General features: G+C 60.7%; 21 protein-coding genes and 2 tRNA genes. 15 read left to right on the forward strand and 8 right to left on the reverse strand.

Annotated elements, in window-relative coordinates:
- Window positions 1-14 precede the first annotated feature (14 nt).
- The 4 genes from Q9451_RS02140 to Q9451_RS02155 form a co-directional block, all read right to left on the reverse strand.
- Window positions 15-1,580 carry an iron ABC transporter permease gene (locus Q9451_RS02140; protein ID WP_012274450.1) on the reverse strand — a complete coding sequence of 522 codons (1,566 nt, stop codon included), beginning with the start codon at window positions 1,578-1,580 and terminating at the stop codon, window positions 15-17.
- Complete coding sequence (locus Q9451_RS02145) at window positions 1,580-2,593, reverse strand: extracellular solute-binding protein (RefSeq protein WP_012274449.1); 1,014 nt, start codon at window positions 2,591-2,593, stop codon at window positions 1,580-1,582. The genes Q9451_RS02140 and Q9451_RS02145 overlap by 1 nt, the downstream gene beginning before the upstream one ends.
- Before the next feature lie 199 nt (window positions 2,594-2,792).
- A tRNA-Leu gene (locus tag Q9451_RS02150) sits at window positions 2,793-2,879 on the reverse strand.
- Window positions 2,880-2,967: 88 nt separating this feature from the next.
- Window positions 2,968-3,054 (reverse strand) — tRNA-Leu (locus Q9451_RS02155).
- 272 nt (window positions 3,055-3,326) lie between these two features.
- Here Q9451_RS02155 and rnr point away from each other — a divergent pair.
- The 7 genes from rnr (at window position 3,327) to dnaB (ending at window position 10,488) form a co-directional block, all read left to right on the forward strand.
- Window positions 3,327-5,900, forward strand: a complete 2,574-nt coding sequence (gene rnr / locus Q9451_RS02160; protein ID WP_012274448.1) for a ribonuclease R — start codon at window positions 3,327-3,329, stop codon at window positions 5,898-5,900.
- Window positions 5,897-6,643 carry a 23S rRNA (guanosine(2251)-2'-O)-methyltransferase RlmB gene (rlmB, locus tag Q9451_RS02165; protein ID WP_012274447.1) on the forward strand — a complete coding sequence of 249 codons (747 nt, stop codon included), beginning with the start codon at window positions 5,897-5,899 and terminating at the stop codon, window positions 6,641-6,643. Before rnr ends, rlmB begins: the two co-directional genes overlap by 4 nt.
- A 285-nt stretch (window positions 6,644-6,928) precedes the next feature.
- On the forward strand, window positions 6,929-7,354 hold the full coding sequence (gene rpsF / locus Q9451_RS02170; RefSeq protein ID WP_003249557.1) for a 30S ribosomal protein S6: 426 nt from the start codon (window positions 6,929-6,931) through the stop codon (window positions 7,352-7,354).
- 28 nt (window positions 7,355-7,382) lie between these two features.
- Entirely contained in the window at window positions 7,383-7,613 is a 231-nt protein-coding gene (rpsR, locus tag Q9451_RS02175) for a 30S ribosomal protein S18 (protein WP_003249563.1), read from the forward strand.
- A 33-nt stretch (window positions 7,614-7,646) separates the two neighbouring features.
- Window positions 7,647-8,510 carry a hypothetical protein gene (locus Q9451_RS02180; RefSeq protein ID WP_012274446.1) on the forward strand — a complete coding sequence of 288 codons (864 nt, stop codon included), beginning with the start codon at window positions 7,647-7,649 and terminating at the stop codon, window positions 8,508-8,510.
- A 20-nt stretch (window positions 8,511-8,530) separates the two neighbouring features.
- Window positions 8,531-8,977, forward strand: coding sequence for a 50S ribosomal protein L9 (gene rplI / locus Q9451_RS02185; RefSeq protein ID WP_012274445.1), 447 nt, complete (start codon window positions 8,531-8,533; stop codon window positions 8,975-8,977).
- 113 nt (window positions 8,978-9,090) lie between these two features.
- A complete protein-coding gene (gene dnaB, locus Q9451_RS02190; protein ID WP_012274444.1) occupies window positions 9,091-10,488 on the forward strand; it encodes a replicative DNA helicase in 1,398 nt (465 codons plus the stop codon).
- A gap of 42 nt (window positions 10,489-10,530) precedes the next feature.
- On the opposite strand, the gene Q9451_RS02195 is transcribed toward dnaB, so the two are convergent.
- Window positions 10,531-11,469 (reverse strand): RHS repeat-associated core domain-containing protein, encoded by a 939-nt coding sequence (locus tag Q9451_RS02195; RefSeq protein WP_012274443.1) that lies wholly within the window; start codon window positions 11,467-11,469, stop codon window positions 10,531-10,533.
- A gap of 476 nt (window positions 11,470-11,945) precedes the next feature.
- Here Q9451_RS02195 and Q9451_RS02200 point away from each other — a divergent pair, with 476 nt between their 5' ends.
- Window positions 11,946-14,246 carry a YgiQ family radical SAM protein gene (locus Q9451_RS02200; RefSeq protein ID WP_345960888.1) on the forward strand — a complete coding sequence of 767 codons (2,301 nt, stop codon included), beginning with the start codon at window positions 11,946-11,948 and terminating at the stop codon, window positions 14,244-14,246.
- 43 nt (window positions 14,247-14,289) lie between these two features.
- On the opposite strand, the gene Q9451_RS02205 is transcribed toward Q9451_RS02200, so the two are convergent.
- Window positions 14,290-14,877 (reverse strand): TIGR00730 family Rossman fold protein, encoded by a 588-nt coding sequence (locus Q9451_RS02205; RefSeq protein ID WP_012274441.1) that lies wholly within the window; start codon window positions 14,875-14,877, stop codon window positions 14,290-14,292.
- 349 nt (window positions 14,878-15,226) lie between these two features.
- Between Q9451_RS02205 and azu the strand changes: the two genes are divergently transcribed.
- Window positions 15,227-15,676 carry an azurin gene (azu, locus tag Q9451_RS02210; RefSeq protein WP_008099951.1) on the forward strand — a complete coding sequence of 150 codons (450 nt, stop codon included), beginning with the start codon at window positions 15,227-15,229 and terminating at the stop codon, window positions 15,674-15,676.
- Between the two features lie 114 nt (window positions 15,677-15,790).
- On the opposite strand, the gene nadE is transcribed toward azu, so the two are convergent.
- Window positions 15,791-16,618 carry an ammonia-dependent NAD(+) synthetase gene (nadE, locus tag Q9451_RS02215; RefSeq protein ID WP_012274439.1) on the reverse strand — a complete coding sequence of 276 codons (828 nt, stop codon included), beginning with the start codon at window positions 16,616-16,618 and terminating at the stop codon, window positions 15,791-15,793.
- Window positions 16,619-16,621: 3 nt separating this feature from the next.
- The gene (gene pncB, locus Q9451_RS02220; protein WP_012274438.1) at window positions 16,622-17,827 is read right to left on the reverse strand and encodes a nicotinate phosphoribosyltransferase; all 1,206 of its coding nucleotides are present in this window, start codon (window positions 17,825-17,827) and stop codon (window positions 16,622-16,624) included.
- A gap of 448 nt (window positions 17,828-18,275) precedes the next feature.
- Between pncB and Q9451_RS02225 the strand changes: the two genes are divergently transcribed.
- The 6 genes from Q9451_RS02225 (at window position 18,276) to Q9451_RS02250 (ending at window position 24,735) form a co-directional block, all read left to right on the forward strand.
- The gene (locus Q9451_RS02225) at window positions 18,276-19,412 is read left to right on the forward strand and encodes a branched-chain amino acid ABC transporter substrate-binding protein (protein ID WP_012274437.1); all 1,137 of its coding nucleotides are present in this window, start codon (window positions 18,276-18,278) and stop codon (window positions 19,410-19,412) included.
- Between the two features lie 154 nt (window positions 19,413-19,566).
- Entirely contained in the window at window positions 19,567-20,481 is a 915-nt protein-coding gene (locus Q9451_RS02230) for a branched-chain amino acid ABC transporter permease (RefSeq protein ID WP_012274436.1), read from the forward strand.
- A 5-nt stretch (window positions 20,482-20,486) separates the two neighbouring features.
- On the forward strand, window positions 20,487-21,788 hold the full coding sequence (gene livM / locus Q9451_RS02235) for a high-affinity branched-chain amino acid ABC transporter permease LivM (RefSeq protein WP_012274435.1): 1,302 nt from the start codon (window positions 20,487-20,489) through the stop codon (window positions 21,786-21,788).
- Window positions 21,785-22,660, forward strand: coding sequence for an ATP-binding cassette domain-containing protein (locus Q9451_RS02240; RefSeq protein ID WP_010955466.1), 876 nt, complete (start codon window positions 21,785-21,787; stop codon window positions 22,658-22,660). Before livM ends, Q9451_RS02240 begins: the two co-directional genes overlap by 4 nt.
- Window positions 22,657-23,373 carry an ABC transporter ATP-binding protein gene (locus Q9451_RS02245; protein WP_060514282.1) on the forward strand — a complete coding sequence of 239 codons (717 nt, stop codon included), beginning with the start codon at window positions 22,657-22,659 and terminating at the stop codon, window positions 23,371-23,373. Before Q9451_RS02240 ends, Q9451_RS02245 begins: the two co-directional genes overlap by 4 nt.
- Before the next feature lie 594 nt (window positions 23,374-23,967).
- Window positions 23,968-24,735: an SDR family oxidoreductase gene (locus tag Q9451_RS02250; RefSeq protein WP_012274433.1), complete on the forward strand. Its 768-nt coding sequence runs from the start codon at window positions 23,968-23,970 to the stop codon at window positions 24,733-24,735.
- The last annotated feature ends 24 nt before the right edge of the window (window positions 24,736-24,759 follow it).

Genomic DNA, 24,759 nt, shown 5'->3' on the forward strand with positions numbered 1-24,759 from the left:
GAGGGCTACGCGACTCATGCCTTGTTCAGGTACATCCGCGTGGTCAGCAGATAAACCGGCAACCCCGACACCACGATCAGCAATGCCGCATAAGGCGCCGCTGCGGCGAATTCGACGTTGGCGGTGTGTGCCCATACCTCGGTCGCCAGGGTGGTCATCCCGGTCGGGCTCAGTAGCAGGGTAGCGGTCAGCTCTTTCATGGCATCCAGGAACACCAGCGCAAACGCTGCCGCCATGGCTGGGAAGATGATTGGCAAGGTCACCCGGCAGAACGCCGCGAAGCTGTTGGCACCCAGCGTGCGCGCGGCTTCCTCCAGCGTCGGCGAGGCCTTGTTCAGCGCGGTGCGCACTGGCGACTGGGCCAATGGCAAGAAGAGCAGCGCATAAGCCAGCAGCAGCAATGCCGTGGTCTGGTACAGCGCCGGCACGTAGTGCAGGGCGAAGAACACCAAGGTCAGGGCAATCACTAGGCCGGGGAGGGCGTGCAACAGGTACGGCAGGCGCTCGGCCCAGATCGCCAGGCGACCTTTGTAACGTACCACCAGGAAGCTGATCGGCAGGGCCAGCAACACACAGAAACCTGCACCGCCAAGTGACACCGACAGCGAAGTGAACAGCGCCTTGGAAATGGCTGCCACCGGGAACGCTGCCGATGAACCGACGCTAAGCCAGTAGCCGAGCATGGCCAGCGGAATACCGCTGCCCAGCACTGCCAGGCCAATGCAGAACAGCTGCGCCAGCACCGCCCAGCCCCGCAGCCGCACGGGTTGCGCGCGCCGCGCTACGCCTTGGCCGATGCGCACATGGCGGGCTTTGCCGCGTACGCGCAGTTCCAACCAAAGCATCACCAGGCACATCGCCAGCAGCACAGCAGACAGCATGGCCGCGTTGGCATTGCTGAACTCCAGTTCGAACTGCTGGTAGATGGCCGTGGTGAACGTCTGCAGGCCTAGGATCGACAGCGCGCCAAACTCCACCAGCATATGCAGGGCAATCAGTAGCGCACCACCGAGCATCGACGGCCACAGCAGCGGCAGGGTGACCTTGCTGAACACGCCCCAGCGGCTGCAGCCCAGGGTGCGCGCCGATTCCTCAAGCGAGGTGTCGAGGTTGCGCAGGGTCGCGGCAACGGGCAGGAACACCAGCGGGTACTTGGACAGGGCCATGACCATGATCGCCCCACCAAGGCCTTCGAAGTCCGAGCTCAGCGACACCCAGGTGAAGCTGCTGACGAACGATGGCACGGCGAACGGCAGGCACAACACCACGCCCCACAGCCGACGGCCGGCCAGGTTGCTGCGCTCCAGCAACCAGGCCAGCGCCAGGCCGACCACCATGCAGGTCAGCGTCACCCCGACCATCAGCATCAGGGTGTTGCGCATCAGCCCCCAGACAAAGGGGCGCCACAGCAGGTGCAAGGCTTCGCGCCAGCCTGCTTCCCAGGCTTTGATGGCGACGTAAGCCAGTGGCAGCAAGCTCATCGCCACCAGGAACAGCACAGGCAGCACCACCCAGATGGACGGGCGCTTGCGGCGCGGAACGAAGCGTACCGGCGCCGGTTCGGACAGGGCGGCAGTCATCAGAGCAGACCGACCTCGCGCTCGAGCTCGATGGCTTCTTCGGCATTACCCAGGTCGGCTGGCGAGATGTTCGGCGGGCGCAGCTCGTTGAACGGCTTCAGGCCACGGTCCGAAACCATGCCCTTGTGCAGCGGGTACTCGGCGGTAGTCTGGGTAATCACGCGTTGGCCCTCTTCGCTGGCCATCCAGTTGAGCAGAGCCTGGGCTTCTTTCGGGTGCTTGCTGGCCTTGACCACGGCCGCGCCAGAGATGGTGACCAGGTTGCCGGCATCGCCGTCGGCCAGGTAGTAGAGCTTGGTGTCCAGCTTGCCGCGCTCGCGTTCAAGCGCGTACCAGTAGTAATTGTTCACCAGGACCGCCGCCACTTCGCCTTTTTCCACGGCTTTGAGGGCGACCATGTTGTTGGTGTAGGTCTTGCCGAAAGCTTTCAGGCCGGTCAGCCATTCTTCGGTGGCTTCGCGGCCATGCATCTTCAGAATGGCCACGGCCTGCTCCTGGAACGCACCACTGGTGGGCACGTAGCCGACGCGGCCTTCCCACTCAGGGTTGGCGAAGTCCATCACCGTGGTTGGCAGGTCTTTTTCGTCGACCTTCTTCGGGTTGTACACCACGATGCGCGTACGGGCCGTGATACCCATCCAGGTGCCGTTGGCGCCAACGTACTCCTTGGGCATCATGTTCGCGGTGGCGTCGTCGATCTTCGCCAGCAGGCCCAGTTCGCCCAGGTTGTTCAGGGGTGGGGACTCTTCGGTGTAGATGATGTCGGCCGGCGAACGGTCGCCTTCCTCGATGATCTGGCTGGCCAGCTGGTTGCTGCTGCCCTTGCGGATGTCGATATGAATACCGGTCTTGGCCTCGTAGGCCTTGGCGATGGCTTCGCCGATTTCCTTGTGCTGACCGTTGTACATGGTCAGGCTGACCGGTGCGTCTGCCATGGCGGCCGGAGCGCCGATGACCAGGCTCAGCACGGCGGCGGCCAAGGTGCGCATCAGCGGTTGCGGGCGGATCGTCATGCGGGTACTTCCTCGCTTACGGCTACATATTTGGAAACAATGGTAAACGAAATCGTTTCTCAAGTGGCCGGGTGACGAGAAATTCATGGTCAGACGATGGTGTAACCGTCGAAATGGGTTTGCACCAATGGCCGAAAGGGGAGGGATGCACAAAACGCAGGCAAGAAAAAACCCACTAGCAAGCTAGTGGGTTTTTGTATGGTGCCCAGGAGAAGACTCGAACTTCCACGACCTTGCGGTCACTGATACCTGAAACCAGCGCGTCTACCAATTCCGCCACCTGGGCAAAGCTTTACATCATCTGCAGAAGGCGACTATCGTTCGCTTTCACACAGTAGTAACAGATCCTTGGTCATCTGTTACTTGAAAATATTTGGTGCCCAGGAGAAGACTCGAACTTCCACGACCTTGCGGTCACTGATACCTGAAACCAGCGCGTCTACCAATTCCGCCACCTGGGCACACATTCGAGATTACAAGATGCTTTACAGCGCCGTTCATCTCTACTACAACTTCGGGGTTGTCCGTCGTTGTGGTGCGCACTATACGGACGCTCCCCAAGGCTGTAAAGCCCCCAATCAAAAAAAAATTCAAAAAATTCAACTTGTTGATTCCACAGGCCTATTACGGCTGTCTATGCACTGCAGCGGGGGCTGTCCAAGGCAGACATTTCCGGTTTCAATACGCCTATGCCAGAATTCCTATCTATATACCCCAAGGTGAACCCCTTCTGATGGCCGATTGGCAATCCCTCGATCCCGAGGCCGCTCGCGAAGCGGAAAAATACGACAACCCCATTCCCAGCCGTGAGCTGATCCTGCAGCGCCTCGCCGACCGTGGCGAACCCGCTGCCCGCGAGGAGCTGGCGAAAGAGTTTGGTCTGTATGAGGAAGACCAGATCGAAGCCCTGCGCCGCCGCCTGCGTGCCATGGAGCGCGATGGCCAGCTTATCTATACCCGGCGCGGCACTTATGCCCCGGTGGACAAGCTGGACCTGATCTGCGGCCGTATCTCCGGCCACCGCGACGGTTTTGGTTTCCTCATCCCCGATGATGGCAGTGATGACCTGTTCCTTGGCCCGTCGCAGATGCGTCTGGCCTTCGATGGCGACCGCGCGTTGGCGCGGGTTTCCGGCACAGACCGCCGTGGGCGCCGTGAAGGGGTGATCGTCGAGGTCATTTCCCGCGCCCATGAGAGCGTGGTCGGTCGCTATTTCGAAGAAGGCGGCATTGGCTACGTGACGCCGGACAACCCGAAGATCCAGCAGGAAGTGCTGGTGACCGCCGGGCGTAACGGCGGTGCCAAGATCGGTCAGTTCGTCGAAATCAAGATCACCCACTGGCCAACCCCGCGCTTCCAGCCGCAAGGCGATGTGGTCGAGGTCATCGGCAACTACATGGCCCCAGGCATGGAAATCGACGTAGCCCTGCGCAGCTACGACATCCCGCACGTCTGGCCTGCTGATGTGGTCAAGGAAGCACGCAAGTTCCGCTCCGAAGTCGAGGAGAAGGATAAAGAGAAGCGCGTCGACCTGCGCCATCTGCCGTTCGTCACCATTGATGGTGAAGACGCCCGCGACTTCGACGATGCCGTTTATTGCGAGCCCCTGGGCAAGCTGCGCCTGTTCTCCGGTGGCTGGCGTCTGTACGTGGCCATTGCCGACGTTTCCAGCTACGTGCGCCTGGGCTCGGCCCTGGATGTCGAAGCCCAGCAGCGCGGCAACTCGGTGTACTTCCCCGAGCGTGTGGTGCCGATGCTCCCCGAAGAGCTGTCCAACGGCCTGTGCTCGCTGAACCCGCATGTCGACCGGTTGGCCATGGTTTGTGAAATGACCATGAACAAAGCCGGCCAGATGGTCGACTATCAGTTCTACGAAGGCGTGATCCACTCTCACGCCCGCCTGACCTACAACAAGGTCAGCAGCATGCTCGAGCACGCCCGTACCCGTGAGGGTAAAGCGCTGCGCGAAGAGTACAAGGAAGTCGTGCCGGACCTGAAGAACCTGTACAACCTGTACAAGGTGCTGGTGGATGCGCGTCACACGCGTGGTGCCATCGACTTCGAAACCCAGGAAACCCGCATCATCTTCGGTGACCAGCGCAAGATCGCGGAAATTCGCCCGACCGTACGCAATGATGCCCACAAGCTGATCGAGGAATGCATGCTGGCGGCCAACGTGGCCACCGCCGAGTTCCTGCAGAAGCATGGCGTGCCAGCCCTGTACCGCGTGCACGACGGCCCGCCGCCGGAGCGCCTGGAAAAGCTGCGCGCCTTCCTGGGTGAGCTGGGCCTGAGCCTGCACAAGGGCAAGGACCCGTCGCCGAAGGACTACCAGGCTCTGCTGGCGAGCATCGCCGGGCGCCCGGACTTCCACCTGATTCAGACCGTCATGCTGCGCTCGCTGAGCCAGGCGGTGTACAGCACCGAGAACAACGGCCACTTTGGCTTGAACTACGAGGCGTACACCCACTTTACCTCGCCGATCCGCCGTTACCCGGACCTGCTGGTGCACCGCGCCATCCGCAGCATCATCCGTTCCAAGGTAGATACCCCGCACGTCAAGCGTGCCGGTGCCATGAGCATCCCCAAGGCGCGTATCTACCCGTACGACGAAAACACCCTGGAGCAACTCGGCGAACAGTGCTCGATGACCGAGCGCCGGGCCGACGAGGCCACCCGTGACGTGGTCAACTGGCTCAAGTGCGAGTTCATGAAGGACCGTGTGGGCGAGACGTTCCCGGGTGTGATCACTGCGGTGACCGGTTTTGGCCTGTTCGTCGAGCTGACCGATATCTATGTGGAAGGCCTGGTGCACGTCAGTGCGCTGCCGGGCGACTATTACCACTTCGACCCGGTGCATCACCGCCTGTCCGGCGAGCGCACAGGGCGCAGCTTCCGCCTGGGCGACACCATCGAAGTCAAGGTCATGCGCGTCGATCTGGACGAGCGCAAGATCGACTTCGAAGTGTCGGACAAGACCCTCGCCGCACCGATCGGCCGCAAGCAGCGCGGCGCCGCACAGGCTACCGAAAAGGCCGAGCAGCCGCCGGTTGCCGAAGCGAAAGCCACGCCCAAGCCGCGCAGCCGCAAAAGCGAAGCGTCCGAAGCGTATTTCCCCAAGGATGCCGTGCAGCGCAATGCTGAAGTGCGTAAAAGCCGCGAGATGAAAAAAGCCCTGATGACCGACGCGCGCAGCAGTGCTGGCAGCAAGTCGGAAAAAGGTGGCAAGCCGTCCGGCAAACCGACCAAGCACCGTAAAGGCCCGCCGAAGTCCGGCGCGCCACGCAAGAGCAAGAGCAAGTCATGAGTCAGCTGGAAAAGATCTACGGCGTGCACGCCGTGCAGGCATTGCTGCAGCACCATCCAAAGCGGGTCAAGCAGATCTGGCTGTCGGAAGGGCGCAGCGAGCCACGCCTCGAAACCTTGCTGGCGCTGGCCGCGGAGAACCGCGTGCCGGTCGGCCAGGCCGAGCGCCGTGAGTTGGATGCCTGGGTAGAGGGCGTGCATCAGGGCGTGGTCGCCGAGGTGAGCCCGAGCCAGGTATGGGGCGAGTTGATGCTCGAGGAGTTGCTCGAGCGCACTGAAACGCCGCCGCTGATCCTGGTGCTGGACGGTGTCACCGATCCGCACAACCTTGGCGCTTGCCTGCGCACGGCCGATGCGGCGGGTGCCACGGCAGTGATCGTGCCCAAGGACAAATCTGCAACGCTGACGCCGGTTGTGCGCAAGGTGGCATGCGGTGCGGCGGAAGTGATCCCGCTGGTGGCCGTGACCAACCTGGCGCGTACCCTGGAAAAGCTGCAGCAGCGTGGCTTGTGGGTAGTGGGTACCGCTGGCGAGGCCGAGCAGGAGATCTACCAGCAGGACCTGACCGGCCCCCTGGTGGTGATCATGGGCGCAGAAGGCAAGGGCATGCGCCGTCTCACCCGCGAGCATTGCGATTTTCTGGTGAAATTGCCGATGGCTGGCAGCGTCAGCAGCCTGAACGTGTCGGTTGCGACCGGGGTTTGCCTGTTCGAAGCGGTGCGTCAGCGTCAAGCCAAGCGCTGATCTTCAGCCAGTTCCACCGTCTTCGCGAGCGCGCCCGCTCCCACAGGTTCACTGTTGCCTTTGGCAATGCGGATTGCTTGTGGGGGCGGGCACATTCTGAATATGTTTCAGGCTGTTCAAATATTCACCAATTGCCTTGCTTGTGCGCCCCGCCTTCTCTACAATTGCGCCCCTTGCCGAGCTGGCAGGCGCTTATGTGCCTCCCCTCCGTGCAAGACATACAGTGTCATTCACTCCTTGTCTGACCAGATTCGCTGGCAGACTACTAACCCGTAAGGAGCATTCATGCGTCATTACGAAATCATCTTCCTGGTTCACCCGGACCAGAGCGAGCAAGTCGGCGGCATGGTTGAGCGTTACACCAAGCTGATCGAAGAAGACGGTGGCAAGATCCACCGCCTGGAAGACTGGGGCCGTCGTCAACTGGCCTACGCAATCAACAATGTTCACAAGGCTCACTACGTGATGCTGAACGTTGAGTGCACCGGCAAGGCCCTGGCCGAGCTGGAAGACAACTTCCGCTACAACGATGCCGTTATCCGTAACCTGGTCATCCGTCGCGACGAAGCCGTTACCGGCCAGTCCGAGATGCTGAAGGCTGAAGAAAACCGCAGCGAGCGCCGTGAGCGTCGTGAGCGTCCTGAGCATGCTGACTCCGCCGAAGGCGACGACAGCAATGACAGCGACTCCAGCGATAACGCTGACGAGTAATCCACGGACCTTTAGAGGAGCCTATTAAATGGCACGTTTCTTCCGTCGTCGTAAATTCTGCCGCTTCACTGCTGAAGACGTGAAAGAGATCGACTTCAAAGATCTCAACACCCTGAAAGCTTACGTATCCGAAACCGGCAAGATCGTTCCAAGCCGTATCACCGGTACCAAAGCTCGTTATCAGCGTCAGCTGGCTACCGCTATCAAGCGCGCCCGCTTCCTGGCCCTGCTGCCCTACACCGACAGCCACGGCCGCTGAGACCGGGTCGTCGACAAGCAGTAAGGGATTAGCATGCGAGCGTTAGCAAGTTTCATCATGCGCGGTCGTGTGCAGGCCACCCTGGTGGTGGTCATCAGCGCGGTACTGCCGCTGCTGTTCTGGTTGAGTGCCGCTGCCTGCAGCCTTGTGCTGCTGCGGCGTGGGTTCAAGGATGCTACAACGGTCATCGCCGGCGGCCTGCTGGCCGGGCTGGCCGTATGGGTCATGGGCGATCCCATCACCTTTTTGGTGATTGCGGGTGCTGTGGCCTTGGCCGCCCTGTTGCGTGCCGAGCATCCCTGGAGCCGTGTGTTGCTGGTCAGTGCCGTGTTCGCCGTGGCTTTCAGCCTCGTGCTCGATCTGGCGCTGGCGCAAACCTTCGATGTGCTGGCCAAGGCGTTTGCCGAAGCCATGCCGAAAATCGAGGGGCAGCCGGTGCTCTCCGGTGAGCTGATCCGCCCTGTGCTGGTCGCTTCCACAGCAGTGACGGTGCAGTTGTTCAGTGTGCTGGCCTTGGTGCTGGCGCGCTACTGGCAGGCAGCGTTGTACAACCCTGGAGGCTTCGGTCGCGAGTTTCGCGCGCTGAAGTTGCCGAAACAGACCATGGCGGTCTTGGTGGCAGTGATGGTGGTGGCCCCGTTCATCGGGCCGCAGTTCATCATCCTGGCATCGGCCTCAAGCCTGGTTCTGGTGCTGGCCGGCATCGCTTTGATGCATGGGCTGGTGGCACAGGGCCGACTGGCTGGTTTCTGGCTGGTGGGCATGTACGTGACGCTGCCGCTGATCATGCAGCTGATTTACCCCTTGCTGATGGTTTTGGCCATTGTCGACAGCCTGATTGATTTTCGCGGTCGCAAGTCCCCCAAGGGGAATGACTCCGCGAACGGTGAAGGTTAAAAGTTAAGAGGTTTTACCAAATGGAACTGATCCTGCTGGAAAAAGTCGCTAACCTGGGCAACCTGGGCGACAAAGTAAAAGTTAAGGCTGGTTACGGCCGTAACTTCCTGCTGCCATTCGGCAAGGCCACCGTTGCCAACGCCGCCAACCTGGCTGCGTTCGAAGAACGTCGCGCCGAGCTGGAAAAAGCAGCTGCTGACAAGAAATCGTCGGCTGAAAGCCGTGCTGCCCAACTGGCCGAGCTGGAAGTGACCATCACTGCCACCGCTGGCGACGAAGGCAAGCTGTTCGGTTCGATCGGCACCCACGACATCGCTGACGCCCTGACCGCCTCCGGCGTAGAAGTGGCCAAAGCTGAAGTTCGTCTGCCGAACGGCACCATCCGTCAGGTTGGCGAATACGACGTAGCCGTGCACCTGCACAGCGACGTTGAAGCCACCGTACGTGTGGTCGTCGTAGCTGCCTAAGCTGCGCTAACTGGCTGGCTCCTTGCGAGTCAGGCGGTTAACATCGGGCACGGTCCTGTTTTTTACAGGCCGTGCCCTTTGTCTTTTTCATCCTCTAGAATTCTTTCGTGGCCATGAACGAGATCACCACCTCCGAACAGCTAGACCTGCAAACCGCAGCCCTGAAGGTACCGCCGCATTCCATCGAGGCCGAACAGGCCGTGCTCGGTGGCCTGATGCTGGACAACGATGCCTGGGAGCGGGTGCTGGACCAGGTGTCGGATGGTGACTTCTACCGGCATGACCACCGGCTGATCTTCCGCGCCGTGCACAAGTTGGTCGATGCCAACCAGCCATTCGACGTGGTGACCCTGCACGAGCAGTTGGACAAGGAAGGCCTGTCCTCGCAGGTAGGAGGCCTGGCGTACCTGGCCGAGCTGGCCAAGAACACCCCGTCGGTGGCCAACATCAAGGCCTACGCCGCGATCATTCGCGAACGGGCTACGCTGCGCCAGTTGATCAGTATCAGTACCGACATCGCCGACAACGCGTTCAACCCCCAGGGGCGCAACGCTGCAGAGATTCTCGACGATGCCGAGCGGCAAATCTTCCAGATTGCCGAGGCTCGGCCAAAAACCGGTGGCCCGGTAGGCGTCAACGAGCTGTTGACCATGGCCATCGACCGTATCGATACGCTGTTCAACTCCGACAGTGATATCACCGGTATCTCTACCGGGTACACCGACCTGGACGAAAAAACCAGCGGCCTGCAGGCTGCCGACTTGATCATCGTCGCCGGCCGTCCGTCGATGGGTAAAACCACCTTTGCCATGAACCTGGTTGAGAACGCCGTCCTACGCAGCGAAAAGGCGGTGCTGGTGTTCTCCCTCGAAATGCCAGGTGAATCGCTGATCATGCGTATGCTTTCCTCCCTTGGCCGTATCGATCAGACCAAGGTTCGTTCCGGCCAGCTGGACGACGACGACTGGCCACGCCTGACCTCGGCAGTCAACCTGCTCAACGACCGCAAGCTGTTCATCGACGATACCGCCGGCATCAGCCCGTCTGAAATGCGTGCGCGTACGCGGCGCTTGGCGCGTGAGCACGGTGAAATCGGCATGATCATGGTCGACTACCTGCAGCTGATGCAGATCCCGGGCTCTTCCGGTGATAACCGCACCAACGAGATTTCCGAAATTTCCCGCTCGCTCAAGGCCCTGGCCAAGGAATTCAACTGCCCGGTCATCGCCCTGTCGCAGCTGAACCGCTCCCTGGAACAGCGCCCGAACAAACGCCCGGTGAACTCCGACTTGCGTGAATCCGGTGCAATCGAGCAGGACGCCGACGTGATCATGTTCGTGTACCGCGACGAGGTGTACCACCCCGAGACCGAGCACAAGGGTGTGGCGGAAATCATCATCGGTAAACAGCGTAACGGCCCTATTGGCTTTGTGCGCCTGGCGTTTATCGGCAAGTACACCCGCTTCGAGAACCTCGCACCGGGCATGTACAACTTCGACGACGACGAATGAGAAGAGTCGGTAGAGGCTCGCCTCGTTAGAGCGACTCAATGTTCAGGCAGTCCTGATCCGCTTGGATATCTCAGCCTGAATGTCGTCAGTGGCGTCTTGCTGCTTTCTACCTTTACCCGCTCGGGTCTTTGTCGATGTCATTCCATGGTGCGGCAGCACCCTTTGTTTCTCTACAATGTATTCGTTGCCTTGACGGCGCTCCACGACTGCAACTGTGGTCGCGTAGCCAGAAACTTGAAACTTTGTAAGGGCGCTTAGGTCGCTGATATATGAGCTGCCGGTAAGCGGGTGGGGGAAAGCTGTGTCACATGCAAGTACATGAATTTGCCTGTTGTGCAGCTGGATATTGCGGCTTGTCAGTGCCTTGAAAGTGCGTGTTGCATCGTAAGTATTGGTGCCGTCAGCACCTATCACGCCTGGAGCGCCATGGGCGCTGATATACAGGGTGGGTAATTTTCCGTCCGGTCGTTCTTGCCCAGTAAAAACAACAATTCCGTCGAACTCCGCCACGATAGGTCCGCGATAGGTCTTGTTGACGAATAGCTTACGAATGAACTCGAAAGCGTGCCCCGTCGGATCACGGCGGTTGATCGGGTCGCAAAGAGCAAATGAGTAGGTATTCAACCCTCCTTTTGCGAATGGGCTGTCGCTGTCTGGACTGTTGAAACGCATGAGATGAGGGTTGTAAGCGCGGTAGCCATTTCCCAGCAGGTAATGGCCGGTGACCAGATCCTCAAGCTCGCCTTTGAAGGCAGGTATTTGTCCGTGGTCGACCCTAGCGCCGTATGCACTGAAGGTCAGCTGGGTGCGGCCGTTTTGGTCAAGTGTGCAAGAGGGTGAATTGGACATTTCACTGCCGATCAAGCGGCTGTGATTTTCCTGGTGCGTGGTAAGGGTGCCTGGCCCTGCATTGAAGATACGGGTGAATCCACGGCCATCCAGCAATAGGGTTGGGCGATGAGACGCGTAGAATATTTTCATCACTTGCTTCCTGGGTTGGGTGTTTCCTAAATGCTAGGTGGGCCAGGAAGTTGATGAAACTGGCAACATTGCCAGATCATTCGAGGGAGATCAGCCGGCCATTGCAGTCGGATTAGGTCAAAATTTGTGCTATATCCCGCACCTGCTAGTTCCTATTACATCAGAGCCGGTTATCTGTTAGTACACCCGCTTCAATAACTTGGCGCCGGGTATGTATAACTTCGATGATGAATAAAGCCTGTTTTCGTGTAGCAGCGCGTAATTCACTGGGTTAGCAGGGACACCTCTGGGAGCGGCTTCAGTCGCGAAGAATCCAGCGCGGAGGATGGCACCGCCTGCGCCGGTGATCGCCGACACCCCGCGCCCCCAACTGTCGTCCCAGCTCACCAATCCCCACGAATCCAGTCGGATTTGGTCAAAATTTGTGCTATATTCCGCGCCCGCGATTTCCCTGCACACCAGAACCGGTCACTGACATGCAAGCAGCCAAACCACTCTACGACTATCCCAAGTACTGGGCCGAATGCTTCGGGCCAGCACCTTTCCTGCCGATGAGCAGGGAGGAGATGGATCTGCTCGGCTGGGATTCCTGCGACATCATCATCGTGACCGGTGATGCCTACGTCGACCACCCATCGTTCGGCATGGCCATCATCGGCCGTCTGCTGGAGGCCCAGGGCTTCCGCGTGGGCATCATCGCCCAGCCGAACTGGCAGTCGAAAGACGACTTCATGAAGCTCGGCGAGCCGAACCTGTTCTTCGGCGTGGCCGCCGGCAACATGGACTCGATGATCAACCGTTACACCGCAGACAAGAAGATCCGTTCCGACGACGCCTACACCCCAGGTGGCCTGGCCGGCAGCCGTCCGGACCGCGCCAGCCTGGTGTACAGCCAGCGCTGCAAGGAAGCCTACAAGCATGTGCCGATCGTGCTCGGCGGCATCGAGGCTTCGCTGCGCCGCATTGCCCACTACGACTACTGGCAGGACAAGGTTCGCCATTCGATCCTGATCGACGCCAGCGCCGATATCCTGCTGTTCGGCAACGCCGAGCGCGCGGTGGTCGAAGTGGCCCAGCGCCTGTCCAACGGCGAGAAGATCGAGACCATCACCGACGTGCGTGGCACCGCCTTCGTGCGCCGTGATACACCACAAGGCTGGTACGAAATCGACTCCACCCGTATCGACCGCCCGGGCCGCGTCGACAAGATCATCAACCCGTACGTGAACACCCAGGACACCCAGGCCTGCGCCATCGAGCAGGCCAAGGGCGACCAGGAAGACCCGAACGAAGCCAAGGTGGTGCAGATTCTCGACAGCCCGAGCGTGACCCGGGAAAAGTCGGTGATCCGCCTGCCGTCGTTCGAAAAGGTGCGTAACGACCCGGTACTCTACGCCCACGCCAACCGCGTGCTGCACCTGGAGACCAACCCAGGCAACGCCCGCGCACTGGTGCAGAAGCATGGCGAAGTGGATGTGTGGTTCAACCCGCCACCCATCCCCATGAGCACCGAAGAAATGGACTACGTGTTCGGCATGCCTTACGCCCGTGTGCCGCACCCGGCCTATGGCAAGGAGCGCATCCCGGCCTACGAAATGATCCGTTTCTCGGTGAACATCATGCGTGGCTGCTTTGGTGGCTGCACCTTCTGCTCGATCACCGAGCACGAAGGCCGCATCATCCAGAACCGCTCGCACGAATCGATCCTGAACGAGATCGAAGAGATGCGCGACAAGGTGCCGGGCTTCACCGGCGTGGTCTCCGACCTTGGCGGCCCGACTGCCAACATGTACCGCATCGCCTGCAAGAGCCACGACATCGAGAAGCACTGCCGCAAGCCGTCGTGCGTGTTCCCGGGCATCTGCGAAAACCTCAACACCGACCACAGCTCGCTGATCGAGCTGTACCGCAAGGCCCGTGCCTTGCCGGGTGTGAAGAAGATCCTGATCGCCTCCGGCCTGCGCTACGACCTGGCGGTGGAATCACCGGAGTACGTCAAGGAGCTGGTGACCCACCACGTTGGTGGTTACCTGAAGATTGCCCCGGAGCACACCGAGCGTGGCCCGTTGGACAAGATGATGAAGCCGGGTATCGGCACCTACGACCGCTTCAAGCGCATGTTCGAGAAGTTCTCGAAGGAAGCGGGCAAGGAGCAGTACCTGATCCCGTACTTCATCGCCGCCCACCCAGGCACCACCGACGAAGACATGATGAACCTGGCCCTGTGGCTGAAGGGCAACGGCTTCCGCGCCGACCAGGTGCAGGCGTTCTACCCGTCACCGATGGCGTCGGCCACGGCCATGTACCACTCGGGCAAGAACCCGCTGCGCAAGGTGACCTACAAGAGCGAAGGGGTGGAGATCGTCAAGAGCGACGAGCAACGCCGCCTGCACAAGGCGTTCTTGCGCTACCACGACCCGAAAGGCTGGCCAATGCTGCGTGAAGCGCTGGAGCGCATGGGCCGCGCCGACCTGATCGGGCCGGGTAAGCACCAACTGATCCCGCTGCACCAGCCGCAGAGCGATACCTACCAGAGCGCGCGCCGCAAGAACTCGACGCCGGCGGGTAGCTACAAGGTGGGCAAGGACCAGAAGATCCTGACCCAGCACACCGGTCTGCCGCCGCGTGCCAGCGATGGCAGCAAGCCTTGGGACAAGCGTGAGAAGGCCAAGGCCGAAGCGTTTGCCCGAAACGAGAAGGCGGCCAAGGAGCGCAAGGAAGCGGCCAAGGGTGGCAAGGGCAACAAGAAGCCACGTCAGCCTGTTATCCCGCGCTGATCGATCCATGTTGGGACCGCAAAGCGGTCCCAACATCTCGAGGTCAATCAGGCTTCTTGTCGACCCACTTCGGCGCCACCGGCGCTACGAAGCTGTCCATGTCATTTAGCAGCTCATCTGGCTGCTGCGCCAGCAGCAACATCGCCCGGTGCTGCGGCCGCACAAAGCCTTCTTCGACGATATGGTCGAGGAAGCCGCCCAGCTTGTCGTAGAAGCCATTCACATCGAGCAGCCCCAGCGGCTTGGCGTGATAGCCCAGCTGCCCCCAGGTCCACACTTCGAACAACTCCTCCAGCGTACCGAGCCCGCCCGGCAAGGCAATGAAGGCATCGCTCAGCTCGGCCATGCGGGCCTTGCGCGCGTGCATGCCATCAACCACTTCCAGGCGAGTCAGGCCCTTGTGGCCGACTTCAGCGTCCAGCAGGCTCTGCGGGATGATTCCCACCACTTCGCCACCTGCTGCCATGGCAGCGTCAGCCACCACACCCATCAGGCCAACGGCGCCGCCGCCATACACCAGCGTCAGCCCACGACGCGCAATGGCCTGGCCAAGCGCGACGGCCGCTTCACGGTAGGCGGGGTTGGCGCCGATGCTGGCGCCGCAGAACACACAAACGGAACGTACGGGCATTGCTCATCTCCTGTCACTCAGGTGCACAGGGTACGGTGCATGTCCGTCGCTTCCAAGGCCGCTTTCACTCCGGCCGGGAGAATTCGCAGATGGCGCCGGTGGCTCCATGGGCGTAGGCAGCGAGCAGGCTATTCAGGAAGTTGGAGATGGGCATTTGGTATTGCTCCTAAATGAGAGGTTGTCCCATCGTCCAATAAAAGGGCATGATGTGCCCTTAGATTGGTTGTATACAATCCATTGAACAATTCTACTGGCTGGCCACTTGACACCCCCTTGACCCATATCAGCAAGGGGCTGAACGGGTTCAGGCAGTCTCGCAATTGATAAAACCCTGCCAAGGAGATTCATGATGTTTGCGAAAGCTGTAGCGGTATCCCTGCTGACCCTCGCCAGCGCCTCTGTCTTCGCCGCCGAGTGCTCGGTAACTGTCGAATCGACGGACCAAATGTCCTATACCACCAAGGAATTCACCGTCGACAAGAGCTGCAAGGAATTCACCGTCAAACTGACCCACTCCGGCAACCTGCCGAAGAACGTCATGGGCCACAACCTGGTGATCAGCAAGACTGCCGACATGCAGGGCATTGCTACCGAAGGCATGAGCCAGGGCATTGAAAAGGGCTACCTGAAGGAAGATAACGCCAACATCATCGCCCACACCGCGATGATCGGTGCGCCAGAAAAAGAAACCGAAGTGAAGTTCGACACTTCCAAGCTGGAAGCCGGTGGTGACTACAGCTTCTTCTGCACCTTCCCGGGCCACATCTCGATGATGAAAGGCAAGGTCATCGTCAAGTAACGATAGTGCTGCAGGGCTTTCGGGCCTATTCGCGGGCACGCCCGCTCCCACAGGTACACCACAAGGTTCAGCTTGCGTGGTGTATCTGTGGGAGCGGGCGTGCCCGCGAAGCTTTCATGGGGCGAACGGCAGTTCGCGCTTGTGCTGGGTCTTGCGGTAGGTGGCGACGATGATGTCGAACGCTGCCTGGTCAACCGGCTGCCCATGCAGGAAGGCATCGATCTGCTGGTAGGTCACGCCATGCGACGCTTCGTCCGGCTTGCCCGGCTCCAGGTCTTCCAGGTCCGCCGTCGGCACTTTCTCCACCAGTGACTCCGGTGCGCCGAAGCTGCGTGCAATCGCTCGCACCTGGTTCTTCACCAGCCCGCTCAGCGGCGCCAGGTCGCAGGCACCATCACCAAACTTGGTGAAGAAGCCCATCACCGCCTCGGCAGCGTGGTCGGTACCGATCACCAGGCCTGCGCGGGCGCCAGCGATGGTGTATTGGGCGACCATGCGCGTACGCGCCTTGACGTTGCCGACCACGAAGTCCACCAACGTCGGCGAGCCGTTCTTCAACTCCACCACTTCAGCCGCCAAAGCCCGTACCGCCGGGGCAATGTCCACGGTGTGCACTTCATCGGCCTTGATCACGTCCAGGCAGGCCTGGGCGTCATGCTCGTCATGCTGCACCTGGTACGGCAGGCGCACGGCTATGAAGGTGTAGGCCTTGTCGCCGGTCTCGGCGCGCAACTCGTTGATGGCGCGCTGGGCGAGCAGGGCGGCAGTCAGCGAGTCGACGCCACCGCTGATGCCCAGCACCAGGGTCTTGAGCCGGGCGTTGGCCAGGCAGCCCTTGATGAACGTCACGCGCCGGGCAACTTCGGCCTCAAGCGCTGCAGCGTCGGCGAACGGCGGCTGTACCTTCAGCGCCTGGGCAATCTCTTGCTGAACCGCTTGCATGGGTTACTCCTTGCTGGGGACTTTGAATACGTGGCGCATGTAGGCGACGAAGTTCTCGTCGCGGCACTGGGTCTTGGCGGCTTCGTCCGAGATCTTGGCCACCGGCGCGCCGTTGCAGTCGGTCATTTTAAGCACGATGCTCATTGGCGCCACACCCGGGATGTCGCAGGTCAGGTTGGTGCCGATGCCAAAACTGACGTTGATGCGACCGCGCAGGGCACGGAAGATCTCCAGCGAGCGGGTCAGGTTGAGGCCATCGGAAAACACCAGGGTCTTGGTCATCGGGTCGATACCCAGTTTCTGGTAATGGGCGATGGCCTTTTCTGCCCAGGCCACCGGCTCGCCCGAGTCGTGGCGCAGGCCGTCGAACAGCTTGGCGAAGTACAGATCGAAGTCGCCGAGGAAGGCATCCATGGTGATGCAGTCGGTCAGTGCGATGCCGAGCAGGCCGCGGTACTCGCGCACCCAGCAGTCCAGCGCGGCAATCTGGCTGTCGATCAGCCGTGGGCCGAGCTGCTGGTGGGCCATGATCCATTCATGGGCCATGGTGCCTAGCGGCTTGATATCCAGTTTCCATGCCAGGTCGACATTGCTGGTGCCGACGAAGCGGGCCGGAAAATCATCGCGCAACACGCGAACCACTTCTTCCTGCACGCGGCTGGAGAAGCGTCTACGGGTACCGAAGTCGGCTACCTGCAGTTCGGCCAGTTCTTCGTCGCTGGCATGCGCGCGCAGCCAGTCGAACTTGCGGTACAGCTGGTCGCGCGCCTCGGCCAGGCGCATGTGCGGGTGCAGCTGGCGGTTGCGCACTTCGCTGATGATGGCCAGCAGCGGCACTTCGAACAGGATTACATGCAGCCATGGGCCTTTCAGGCGCAGGAACAGCTGGTCGTTCTCGATGCCGACGCGCACATAGCGCAAGTTGAAGCGAAACAGGCGCAGAAAGCGCAGGAAGTCGGGCTTGAGGAAGCTGATGCGTTCCAGGAAAGGCAGTTGGCCATCGTCCAGGGTAAGGTCGTTGAGCCGTTCCAGCTGGTTGCGGATCTCGCCGAGGTAAGGGCGCAAGTCCTCGCCGTTGCGGCAGCGGAATTCCCATTCGACGTCGGCGTCCGGGTAGTTGTGCAGCACACCCTGCATCATGGTGAGTTTGTAGAAGTCGGTGTCGAGCAGGTTGTGCACGATGCGCTCGGCGAATGCGCTTTCGCTCATCAAGGGGGCTCCGGAAGCGGCGAATGGCCGACATTGTGCCAGCCTTTTGCGCCTTGTTGTGCCTGTTCCGGCCCGCGAAGAAGCCAGAACAGCCAAAACAGAGGTGTTTTTCCGTGCACCGGCTAGCCTTCAAACGGTGCCGCCTGTAGCAGTCGCGCACCAGCGGTGTGCACTTCGGTGACGTCCGCTGTTACAGGGCGGTTGCACGTAAACACTTGCCGAGGTTGCAATGATGGCACCAGGCGGTTGCTCCTTGTCTGTACGTGTGGTGGCGCCCGCCGCACGGCAGACGGTTGCACGCTCAATAAAGAAAAGGCCGCCGGTCGCCTGCTGGCACCCTGCACAGTGTGTTTTCCCGGAAGACAAAACCTATGGCACGGCCCTTGCTCAGAGCACAGGGCTGAGAAGTTGTAGTGCCAACCAAAAAAAACTCTAGGAGCACCACCTCATGTCGCAGACGTTTTACAAGAAAGGTTTCCTGGCTCTGGCCGTAGCTACGGCACTGGGTGTTTCTTCGTATGTTCAGGCCGACGTCAAGATCGGTGTAGCGGGCCCCATGACCGGGGCAAACGCAGCGTTTGGCGAGCAGTACATGAAAGGTGCGCAGGCAGCGGCCGACAAGATCAACGCCGCCGGTGGCGTGAACGGCGAGAAAATCGTCCTGGTCAAAGGCGATGACGCCTGTGAACCGAAGCAGGCCGTGGCCGTGGCCAACCGCCTGGTGGATCAGGACAAGGTGATCGGCGTGGTCGGCCACTTCTGTTCCTCCAACACCATCCCGGCGTCCGAGGTGTATGACGAGGCGGGTGTCATCGCCATTACTCCGGGCTCCACCAACCCACAGGTTACCGAGCGCGGCCTGAGCGCCATGTTCCGCATGTGCGGCCGTGACGACCAGCAGGGTATCGTCGCTGGCGACTACATCGTCGACGTGCTCAAGGGCAAGAAAGTCGCGGTACTGCACGACAAGGACACCTATGGCCAGGGCCTGGCGGACGCGACCAAGGCGCAGCTGGAAAAACGCGGCGTGAAGCCAGTGTTGTACGAAGGCCTGACCCGTGGCGAGAAAGACTTCAGCGCCGTGGTGACCAAGATCCGCTCCACCGGCGCCGACGTTGTCTACTTCGGTGGTCTGCACCCGGAAGCCGGCCCGCTGGTACGCCAGCTGCGCGAGCAGGGCCTGAAGGACGTCAAGTTCATGTCCGATGACGGCATCGTCACCGACGAACTGGTGTCCACCGCTGGCGGTGCGCAGTACGTCGATGGCGTGTACATGACCTTCGGTGCCGACCCGCGCCTGCTGCCAGACAGCAAGGCGGTGGTGGAGGAGTTCCGTAAGGCCGGTACCGAACCTGAAGGCTACACCCTGTACGCCTATGCCTCGCTGCAGGCCCTGGCCGCCGCGTTCAATGGCGCCAAGTCGAACAAAGGCGAAGACGCTGCCAAGTGGCTCAAGGCCAACCCGGTGCAGACCGTCATGGGCGAGAAAAAGTGGGACAGCAAAGGTGACCTGACCGTCTCCGACTATGTGGTCTACCAGTGGGACAAAGACGGTAAATACCACCAGCTGGAAAAACAAAAATAAAAACGGCCCACGGCCCGGGCTGATGCTCGGGCCCAAGCCCCGCGGTACCAGTCTTTATTCGTAGATCTGCACAGTTCTGCGCTGCGAGGGCCCCGCTCAGGTGGCCCGCGCCGTGGTCGGCGCTCGTGCAATCTCAATCAGGTGAGATTGCGTTATGGATGGTATTTTCCTGCAGCAACTGGTCAACGGCCTGACCCTCGGGTCGGTCTATGGCCTGATCGCCATCGGCTACACAATGGTCTATGGCATCATCGGCATGATCAACTTCGCGCACGGCGAGGTGTATATGATTTCCGCGTACCTCGCGGCAATCAGCCTGGCATTGCTGGCTTACTTCGGCGTCGAGTCGTTCCCGCTACTGATGTTGGGCACGCTGTTGTTCACCGTCGTCGTCACGGGCGTCTATGGCTTCACCATCGAGCGCATCGCCTACAAACCCCTGCGTAACTCCACCCGCCTGGCGCCGCTGATCAGTGCCATCGGCATTTCGCTGATCCTGCAAAACTACGCACAGATCAGCCAGGGCGCCCGCCAGCAAGGCGTGCCAACCTTGCTGGAAGGTGCCATGCGTGTCGAAGTCGGCACCGGCTTCGTGCAACTGACCTATACCAAGATCTTCATTCTGGTGGCAGCCTTCGTCGGCATGGGCCTGCTGACCTACGTGATCAAGTACACCAAGCTCGGCCGCATGTGCCGTGCCACCCAGCAAGACCGCAAGATGGCCTCGATCCTGGGCATCAACACCGACCGGGTAATCTCCTACGTGTTCGTCATCGGCGCCGTGATGGCCGCCCTGGCCGGCGTGCTGATCACCATGAACTACGGCACGTTCGACTTCTACGCCGGCTTCATCATCGGTATCAAGGCATTCACCGCCGCGGTGCTCGGGGGTATCGGCTCACTGCCTGGCGCCATGCTCGGCGGCATCATCCTGGGTATTTCCGAGTCGCTGTTCTCTGGCTTGATCAACTCCGACTACAAGGATGTGTTCAGCTTCTCGCTGCTGGTGATGATCCTTATCTTCCGCCCACAAGGCCTGCTGGGTCGCCCGCTCGTGGCTAAGGTGTGATGAACATGTCCGTTGCCAAAACTGCCTCTGTTAGCGAAACCAAGGGTTTCGACATTAAACGCAGCCTGCTGGAGACCCTCGTCGCTGGCCTGCTGGCACTCATCGTGTTTGGCCCGGTCGTTGGCGTGGTGCTCGACGGCTACACCTTCAATGCCGAGCCGCGCCGCGTGGCGTGGCTGGTCGGTGGTGTGATGGTCGGGCGCTTCCTGCTCAGCCTGTTCCTGCAGACCGCCCCTGGGCAGCGCATGCTCCAGAGCTTCGACAGCGGTGGCTCGGGCGTGCATGTGAATGCCCCGGACTACAAGTCGCGCCTGCGCTACATCATCCCTGCACTGATCGTGATTGCCATCGTCTTCCCGATCTTCGCCAACAAGTACCTGCTGACCGTGGTCATCCTCGGCCTGATCTACGTGCTGCTGGGCCTTGGCCTGAACATCGTGGTCGGCTTGGCCGGCCTGCTCGACCTGGGCTACGTGGCGTTCTACGCCATCGGTGCCTACGGCCTGGCGCTGGGTTACCAGTACCTCGGCCTGGGCTTCTGGAGCGTGCTGCCGCTGGCGGCCATCGCTGCGGCGCTGGCGGGCTGCATCCTTGGTTTCCCGGTGCTACGAATGCACGGTGACTACCTGGCGATCGTGACCCTGGGCTTTGGCGAGATTATCCGCCTGGTGCTGAACAACTGGCTGTCGTTCACCGGTGGCCCCAACGGCATGCCGGCGCCTTCGCCAACCTTCTTCGGCCTGGAGTTCGGCCGCCGGGCCAAGGATGGCGGGGTGCCGATCCACGAGTTCTTCGGCTTCGAGTACAACGCCAACCTCAAGTTCGTGTTCATCTACGCCGTGCTGTTCCTGGTTGTGCTGGCCGTGCTGTACATCAAGCACCGCCTGACTCGCATGCCGGTCGGCCGGGCCTGGGAAGCGCTGCGCGAAGACGAAATCGCCTGCCGTTCGATGGGCTTGAACCACGTGCTGGTCAAGCTTTCGGCGTTTACCTTGGGTGCCTCCACCGCCGGCTTGGCCGGGGTGTTCTTCGCCACCTACCAGGGCTTCGTCAACCCGTCGTCATTCACCTTCTTCGAGTCGGCGCTGATCTTGGCCATCGTCGTACTGGGTGGCATGGGGTCGACCGTGGGCGTGGTCATCGCGGCGTTCGTGCTTACAGTGGCGCCGGAGCTGCTGCGCAGCTTCTCCGAGTACCGGGTGTTGCTGTTCGGCGTGTTGATGGTGCTGATGATGATCTGGCGACCGCGTGGGCTGATCCGCATCAGCCGTACCGGTGTGACCCCGCGTAAAGGAGTGGCGCCATGAGCGACGATATCATTCTCTCGGTCGACAACCTGATGATGCAGTTCGGTGGCATCAAGGCGCTCAGCGACGTCAGCCTCAAGGTCCGGCGCAATCAGATCTTTGCCTTGATCGGCCCCAACGGCGCCGGCAAGACCACGGTATTCAACTGCCTGACCGGCTTCTACAAGGCCAGTGGCGGGCGTATCGAGCTGAACGTGCGCGGCAGTCACACCAACGTCATCCAGCTGCTTGGCGAACGCTTCCAGGCGGCCGATTTCGTGTCGCCTGCGCGCTTTGCCAACCGCATGTACTACAAGATGTTCGGCGGCACCCACCTGGTCAACCGCGCGGGCCTGGCGCGCACCTTCCAGAACATTCGCCTGTTCAAGGAAATGTCGGTGGTGGAGAACCTGCTGGTGGCCCAGCACATGTGGGTCAATCGCAACCTGCTGGCCGGGGTGCTCAACACCAAGGCCTACCGCAAGGCCGAAAGCGATGCGTTGGACCACGCGTTCTACTGGCTTGAAGTGGTCGACCTGGTCGACTGCGCCAACCGCCTGGCCGGCGAGTTGTCGTACGGCCAGCAGCGGCGCCTGGAAATTGCCCGAGCCATGTGCACACGGCCGAAAATCATCTGCCTGGATGAACCGGCGGCGGGCCTGAACCCCCAGGAAACCGAAGCCCTCAGCCGCATGATCCGCGTACTGCGTGACGAGCACGACATCACCGTGGTGCTGATCGAGCATGACATGGGCATGGTCATGAGCATTTCCGACCATATCGTGGTGCTGGACCATGGCAACGTGATTGCCGAAGGCGCGCCGCAGGACATCCGCCACAACCCGACGGTGATCGCCGCCTACCTGGGTGCAGACGAAGAGGAACTGGTATGAGTGCACCCATTCTGGAGCTGAAGGACCTGGACGTGTTCTATGGGCCGATCCAGGCGTTGAAAAAGGTCTCGATGTACATCAACGAAGGTGAGACGGTCAGCCTGATTGGTGCCAACGGTGCCGGTAAGTCGACCCTGCTGATGTCGATTTTCGGCCAGCCGCGGGCAGCGTCTGGGCATATCGTCTATCGCGGCACCGACATTACCCGCAAGTCGTCGCACTACATCGCCTCCAACGGTATTGCCCAGTCGCCGGAAGGGCGCCGGGTGTTCCCTGACATGACCGTCGAGGAAAACCTGATGATGGGTACCATCCCCATCGGCGACAAACATGCCGACGAAGACATGCAGCGCATGTACGAGTTGTTCCCACGCTTGAAGGAGCGGCGTAACCAGCGGGCCATGACCATGTCCGGTGGCGAGCAGCAGATGTTGGCGATTGCCCGGGCGCTGATGAGCCGGCCGAAGTTGTTGTTGCTGGACGAGCCCTCGCTGGGGCTGGCGCCGATCGTGGTCAAGCAGATCTTCTCGACCTTGCGAGAGCTGGCCAAGACCGGGATGACCATCTTCCTGGTGGAGCAGAACGCCAACCATGCGCTGAAACTGTCGGACCGGGCGTATGTGATGGTCAACGGGCAGATTCGCATGACCGGGACCGGGCAGGAGCTGTTGGTCAACGAGGAGGTGCGTAACGCCTACCTTGGCGGGCACTGAGTTGTATTCGGGGGCTGCAATGCAGCCCCATTCTCAATGTGGACAACTTGCCGCGTCTTGCTCTCGACACACACCAATACTCCCTCACAAACCCTTGTTTCCACAAAGTTGATCTTGTCCACGGATAATGTGGAACCGCCTGTGGAAAACATGGTGGCATCTCGCTCCAGCCCACTGATACCAGGCTCTGCAGCAATGCGATCATTTTTTGATCACATCCCCGTTGTGGATGATTTTCCAAGGTTTCCCACAGCCCTGAAAGCACCCCGGAATTAGCGCCGAACCTGTGCATAACTCTGTGCAAAAACCTTGGACAGACCGCTGCAGGCGGCATGCTTGAAAGCCTTGCGCCATCACCTGAAAGATATCCACCGACCACGGAGCGCTGAATGGGTTCCGCACGGTGGAAAAGTTGCCCCCAATCCGTGGGGAAAGCCTTGTGGATAACATGCGCATACCTGTCGGCGAGCCCTCTGCCACAAGGGTTTGCCGAATATGAACAAAAAATGATCAGTGCCTTGAACGGCTTGCTGCCGGCGCTTGGCGAGGGCATGCTGCAAAGCTGCCATGAGAACCTACCTTGAGGAACAGAGCATGACGTCCACCGTATTCATCACTGGTGCCACTTCCGGTTTCGGTGAGGCCACCGCCCGCCGCTTCGCTGAGGCTGGCTGGAAGCTGGTGCTCACTGGCCGCCGCAAGGAGCGCCTGGACGCCCTGTGCGCCGAGCTGTCGGCAAAGACCGAAGTGCATGGCCTGGTGCTCGACGTACGTGACCGCAAGGCCATGGAGCAGGCCATCGCCAATCTGCCGGCCGGGTTCGAAAAGATTCGCGGCCTGGTCAACAACGCCGGCCTTGCATTGGGTGTGGATGCGGCGCAGAACTGTAGCCTGGACGACTGGGAAACCATGGTCGATACCAACATCAAGGGCCTGATGTACACCACCCGGCTGCTGCTGCCACGGCTGATCGCCCATGGCCGCGGCGCTTCGATCCTCAACGTAGGTTCCGTGGCGGGCAACTACCCGTACCCGGGCAGCAACGTCTACGGTGGCACCAAGGCCTTCGTCGGCCAGTTCTCGTTGAGCCTGCGCTGCGACCTGCGCGGCACCGGCGTGCGCGTGAGCAACATCGAGCCGGGCCTGTGCGAGAGCGAGTTCTCGCTGGTGCGTTTCGGCGGTGACCAGGCCAAGTACGACGCCACCTACGCAGGTGCCGAGCCGATCCAGCCGCAGGACATTGCCGAGACCATCTTCTGGATCCTTAACCAGCCGGCGCACATCAACATCAACAGCCTGGAGCTGATGCCGGTGAGTCAGGACTGGGCAGGCTTCTCGATCGACCGGTCGGCCAAGGGCTGATCCAAGGGCCTTTTCGCAGGTAAA

Source organism: Pseudomonas sp. NY8896, assembly GCF_039634505.1.

What these genes read in the sequence shown, in the direction of transcription:
- Q9451_RS02200 (WP_345960888.1), top strand. Translation starts at nt 11,946, where the DNA reads ATGCAAGCAGCCAAACCACTCTACGACTATCCCAAGTACTGGGCCGAA.
- rplI (WP_012274445.1), top strand. Translation starts at nt 8,531, where the DNA reads ATGGAACTGATCCTGCTGGAAAAAGTCGCTAACCTGGGCAACCTGGGC.
- Q9451_RS02225 (WP_012274437.1), top strand. Translation starts at nt 18,276, where the DNA reads ATGTCGCAGACGTTTTACAAGAAAGGTTTCCTGGCTCTGGCCGTAGCT.
- rpsR (WP_003249563.1), top strand. Translation starts at nt 7,383, where the DNA reads ATGGCACGTTTCTTCCGTCGTCGTAAATTCTGCCGCTTCACTGCTGAA.
- Q9451_RS02205 (WP_012274441.1), bottom strand. Translation starts at nt 14,877, where the DNA reads ATGCCCGTACGTTCCGTTTGTGTGTTCTGCGGCGCCAGCATCGGCGCC.
- Q9451_RS02245 (WP_060514282.1), top strand. Translation starts at nt 22,657, where the DNA reads ATGAGTGCACCCATTCTGGAGCTGAAGGACCTGGACGTGTTCTATGGG.
- azu (WP_008099951.1), top strand. Translation starts at nt 15,227, where the DNA reads ATGTTTGCGAAAGCTGTAGCGGTATCCCTGCTGACCCTCGCCAGCGCC.
- nadE (WP_012274439.1), bottom strand. Translation starts at nt 16,618, where the DNA reads ATGCAAGCGGTTCAGCAAGAGATTGCCCAGGCGCTGAAGGTACAGCCG.
- dnaB (WP_012274444.1), top strand. Translation starts at nt 9,091, where the DNA reads ATGAACGAGATCACCACCTCCGAACAGCTAGACCTGCAAACCGCAGCC.
- Q9451_RS02140 (WP_012274450.1), bottom strand. Translation starts at nt 1,580, where the DNA reads ATGACTGCCGCCCTGTCCGAACCGGCGCCGGTACGCTTCGTTCCGCGC.
- rlmB (WP_012274447.1), top strand. Translation starts at nt 5,897, where the DNA reads ATGAGTCAGCTGGAAAAGATCTACGGCGTGCACGCCGTGCAGGCATTG.
- Q9451_RS02145 (WP_012274449.1), bottom strand. Translation starts at nt 2,593, where the DNA reads ATGACGATCCGCCCGCAACCGCTGATGCGCACCTTGGCCGCCGCCGTG.
- Q9451_RS02230 (WP_012274436.1), top strand. Translation starts at nt 19,567, where the DNA reads ATGGATGGTATTTTCCTGCAGCAACTGGTCAACGGCCTGACCCTCGGG.
- livM (WP_012274435.1), top strand. Translation starts at nt 20,487, where the DNA reads ATGTCCGTTGCCAAAACTGCCTCTGTTAGCGAAACCAAGGGTTTCGAC.
- rnr (WP_012274448.1), top strand. Translation starts at nt 3,327, where the DNA reads ATGGCCGATTGGCAATCCCTCGATCCCGAGGCCGCTCGCGAAGCGGAA.
- Q9451_RS02250 (WP_012274433.1), top strand. Translation starts at nt 23,968, where the DNA reads ATGACGTCCACCGTATTCATCACTGGTGCCACTTCCGGTTTCGGTGAG.
- Q9451_RS02180 (WP_012274446.1), top strand. Translation starts at nt 7,647, where the DNA reads ATGCGAGCGTTAGCAAGTTTCATCATGCGCGGTCGTGTGCAGGCCACC.
- Q9451_RS02195 (WP_012274443.1), bottom strand. Translation starts at nt 11,469, where the DNA reads ATGAAAATATTCTACGCGTCTCATCGCCCAACCCTATTGCTGGATGGC.
- pncB (WP_012274438.1), bottom strand. Translation starts at nt 17,827, where the DNA reads ATGAGCGAAAGCGCATTCGCCGAGCGCATCGTGCACAACCTGCTCGAC.
- rpsF (WP_003249557.1), top strand. Translation starts at nt 6,929, where the DNA reads ATGCGTCATTACGAAATCATCTTCCTGGTTCACCCGGACCAGAGCGAG.
- Q9451_RS02240 (WP_010955466.1), top strand. Translation starts at nt 21,785, where the DNA reads ATGAGCGACGATATCATTCTCTCGGTCGACAACCTGATGATGCAGTTC.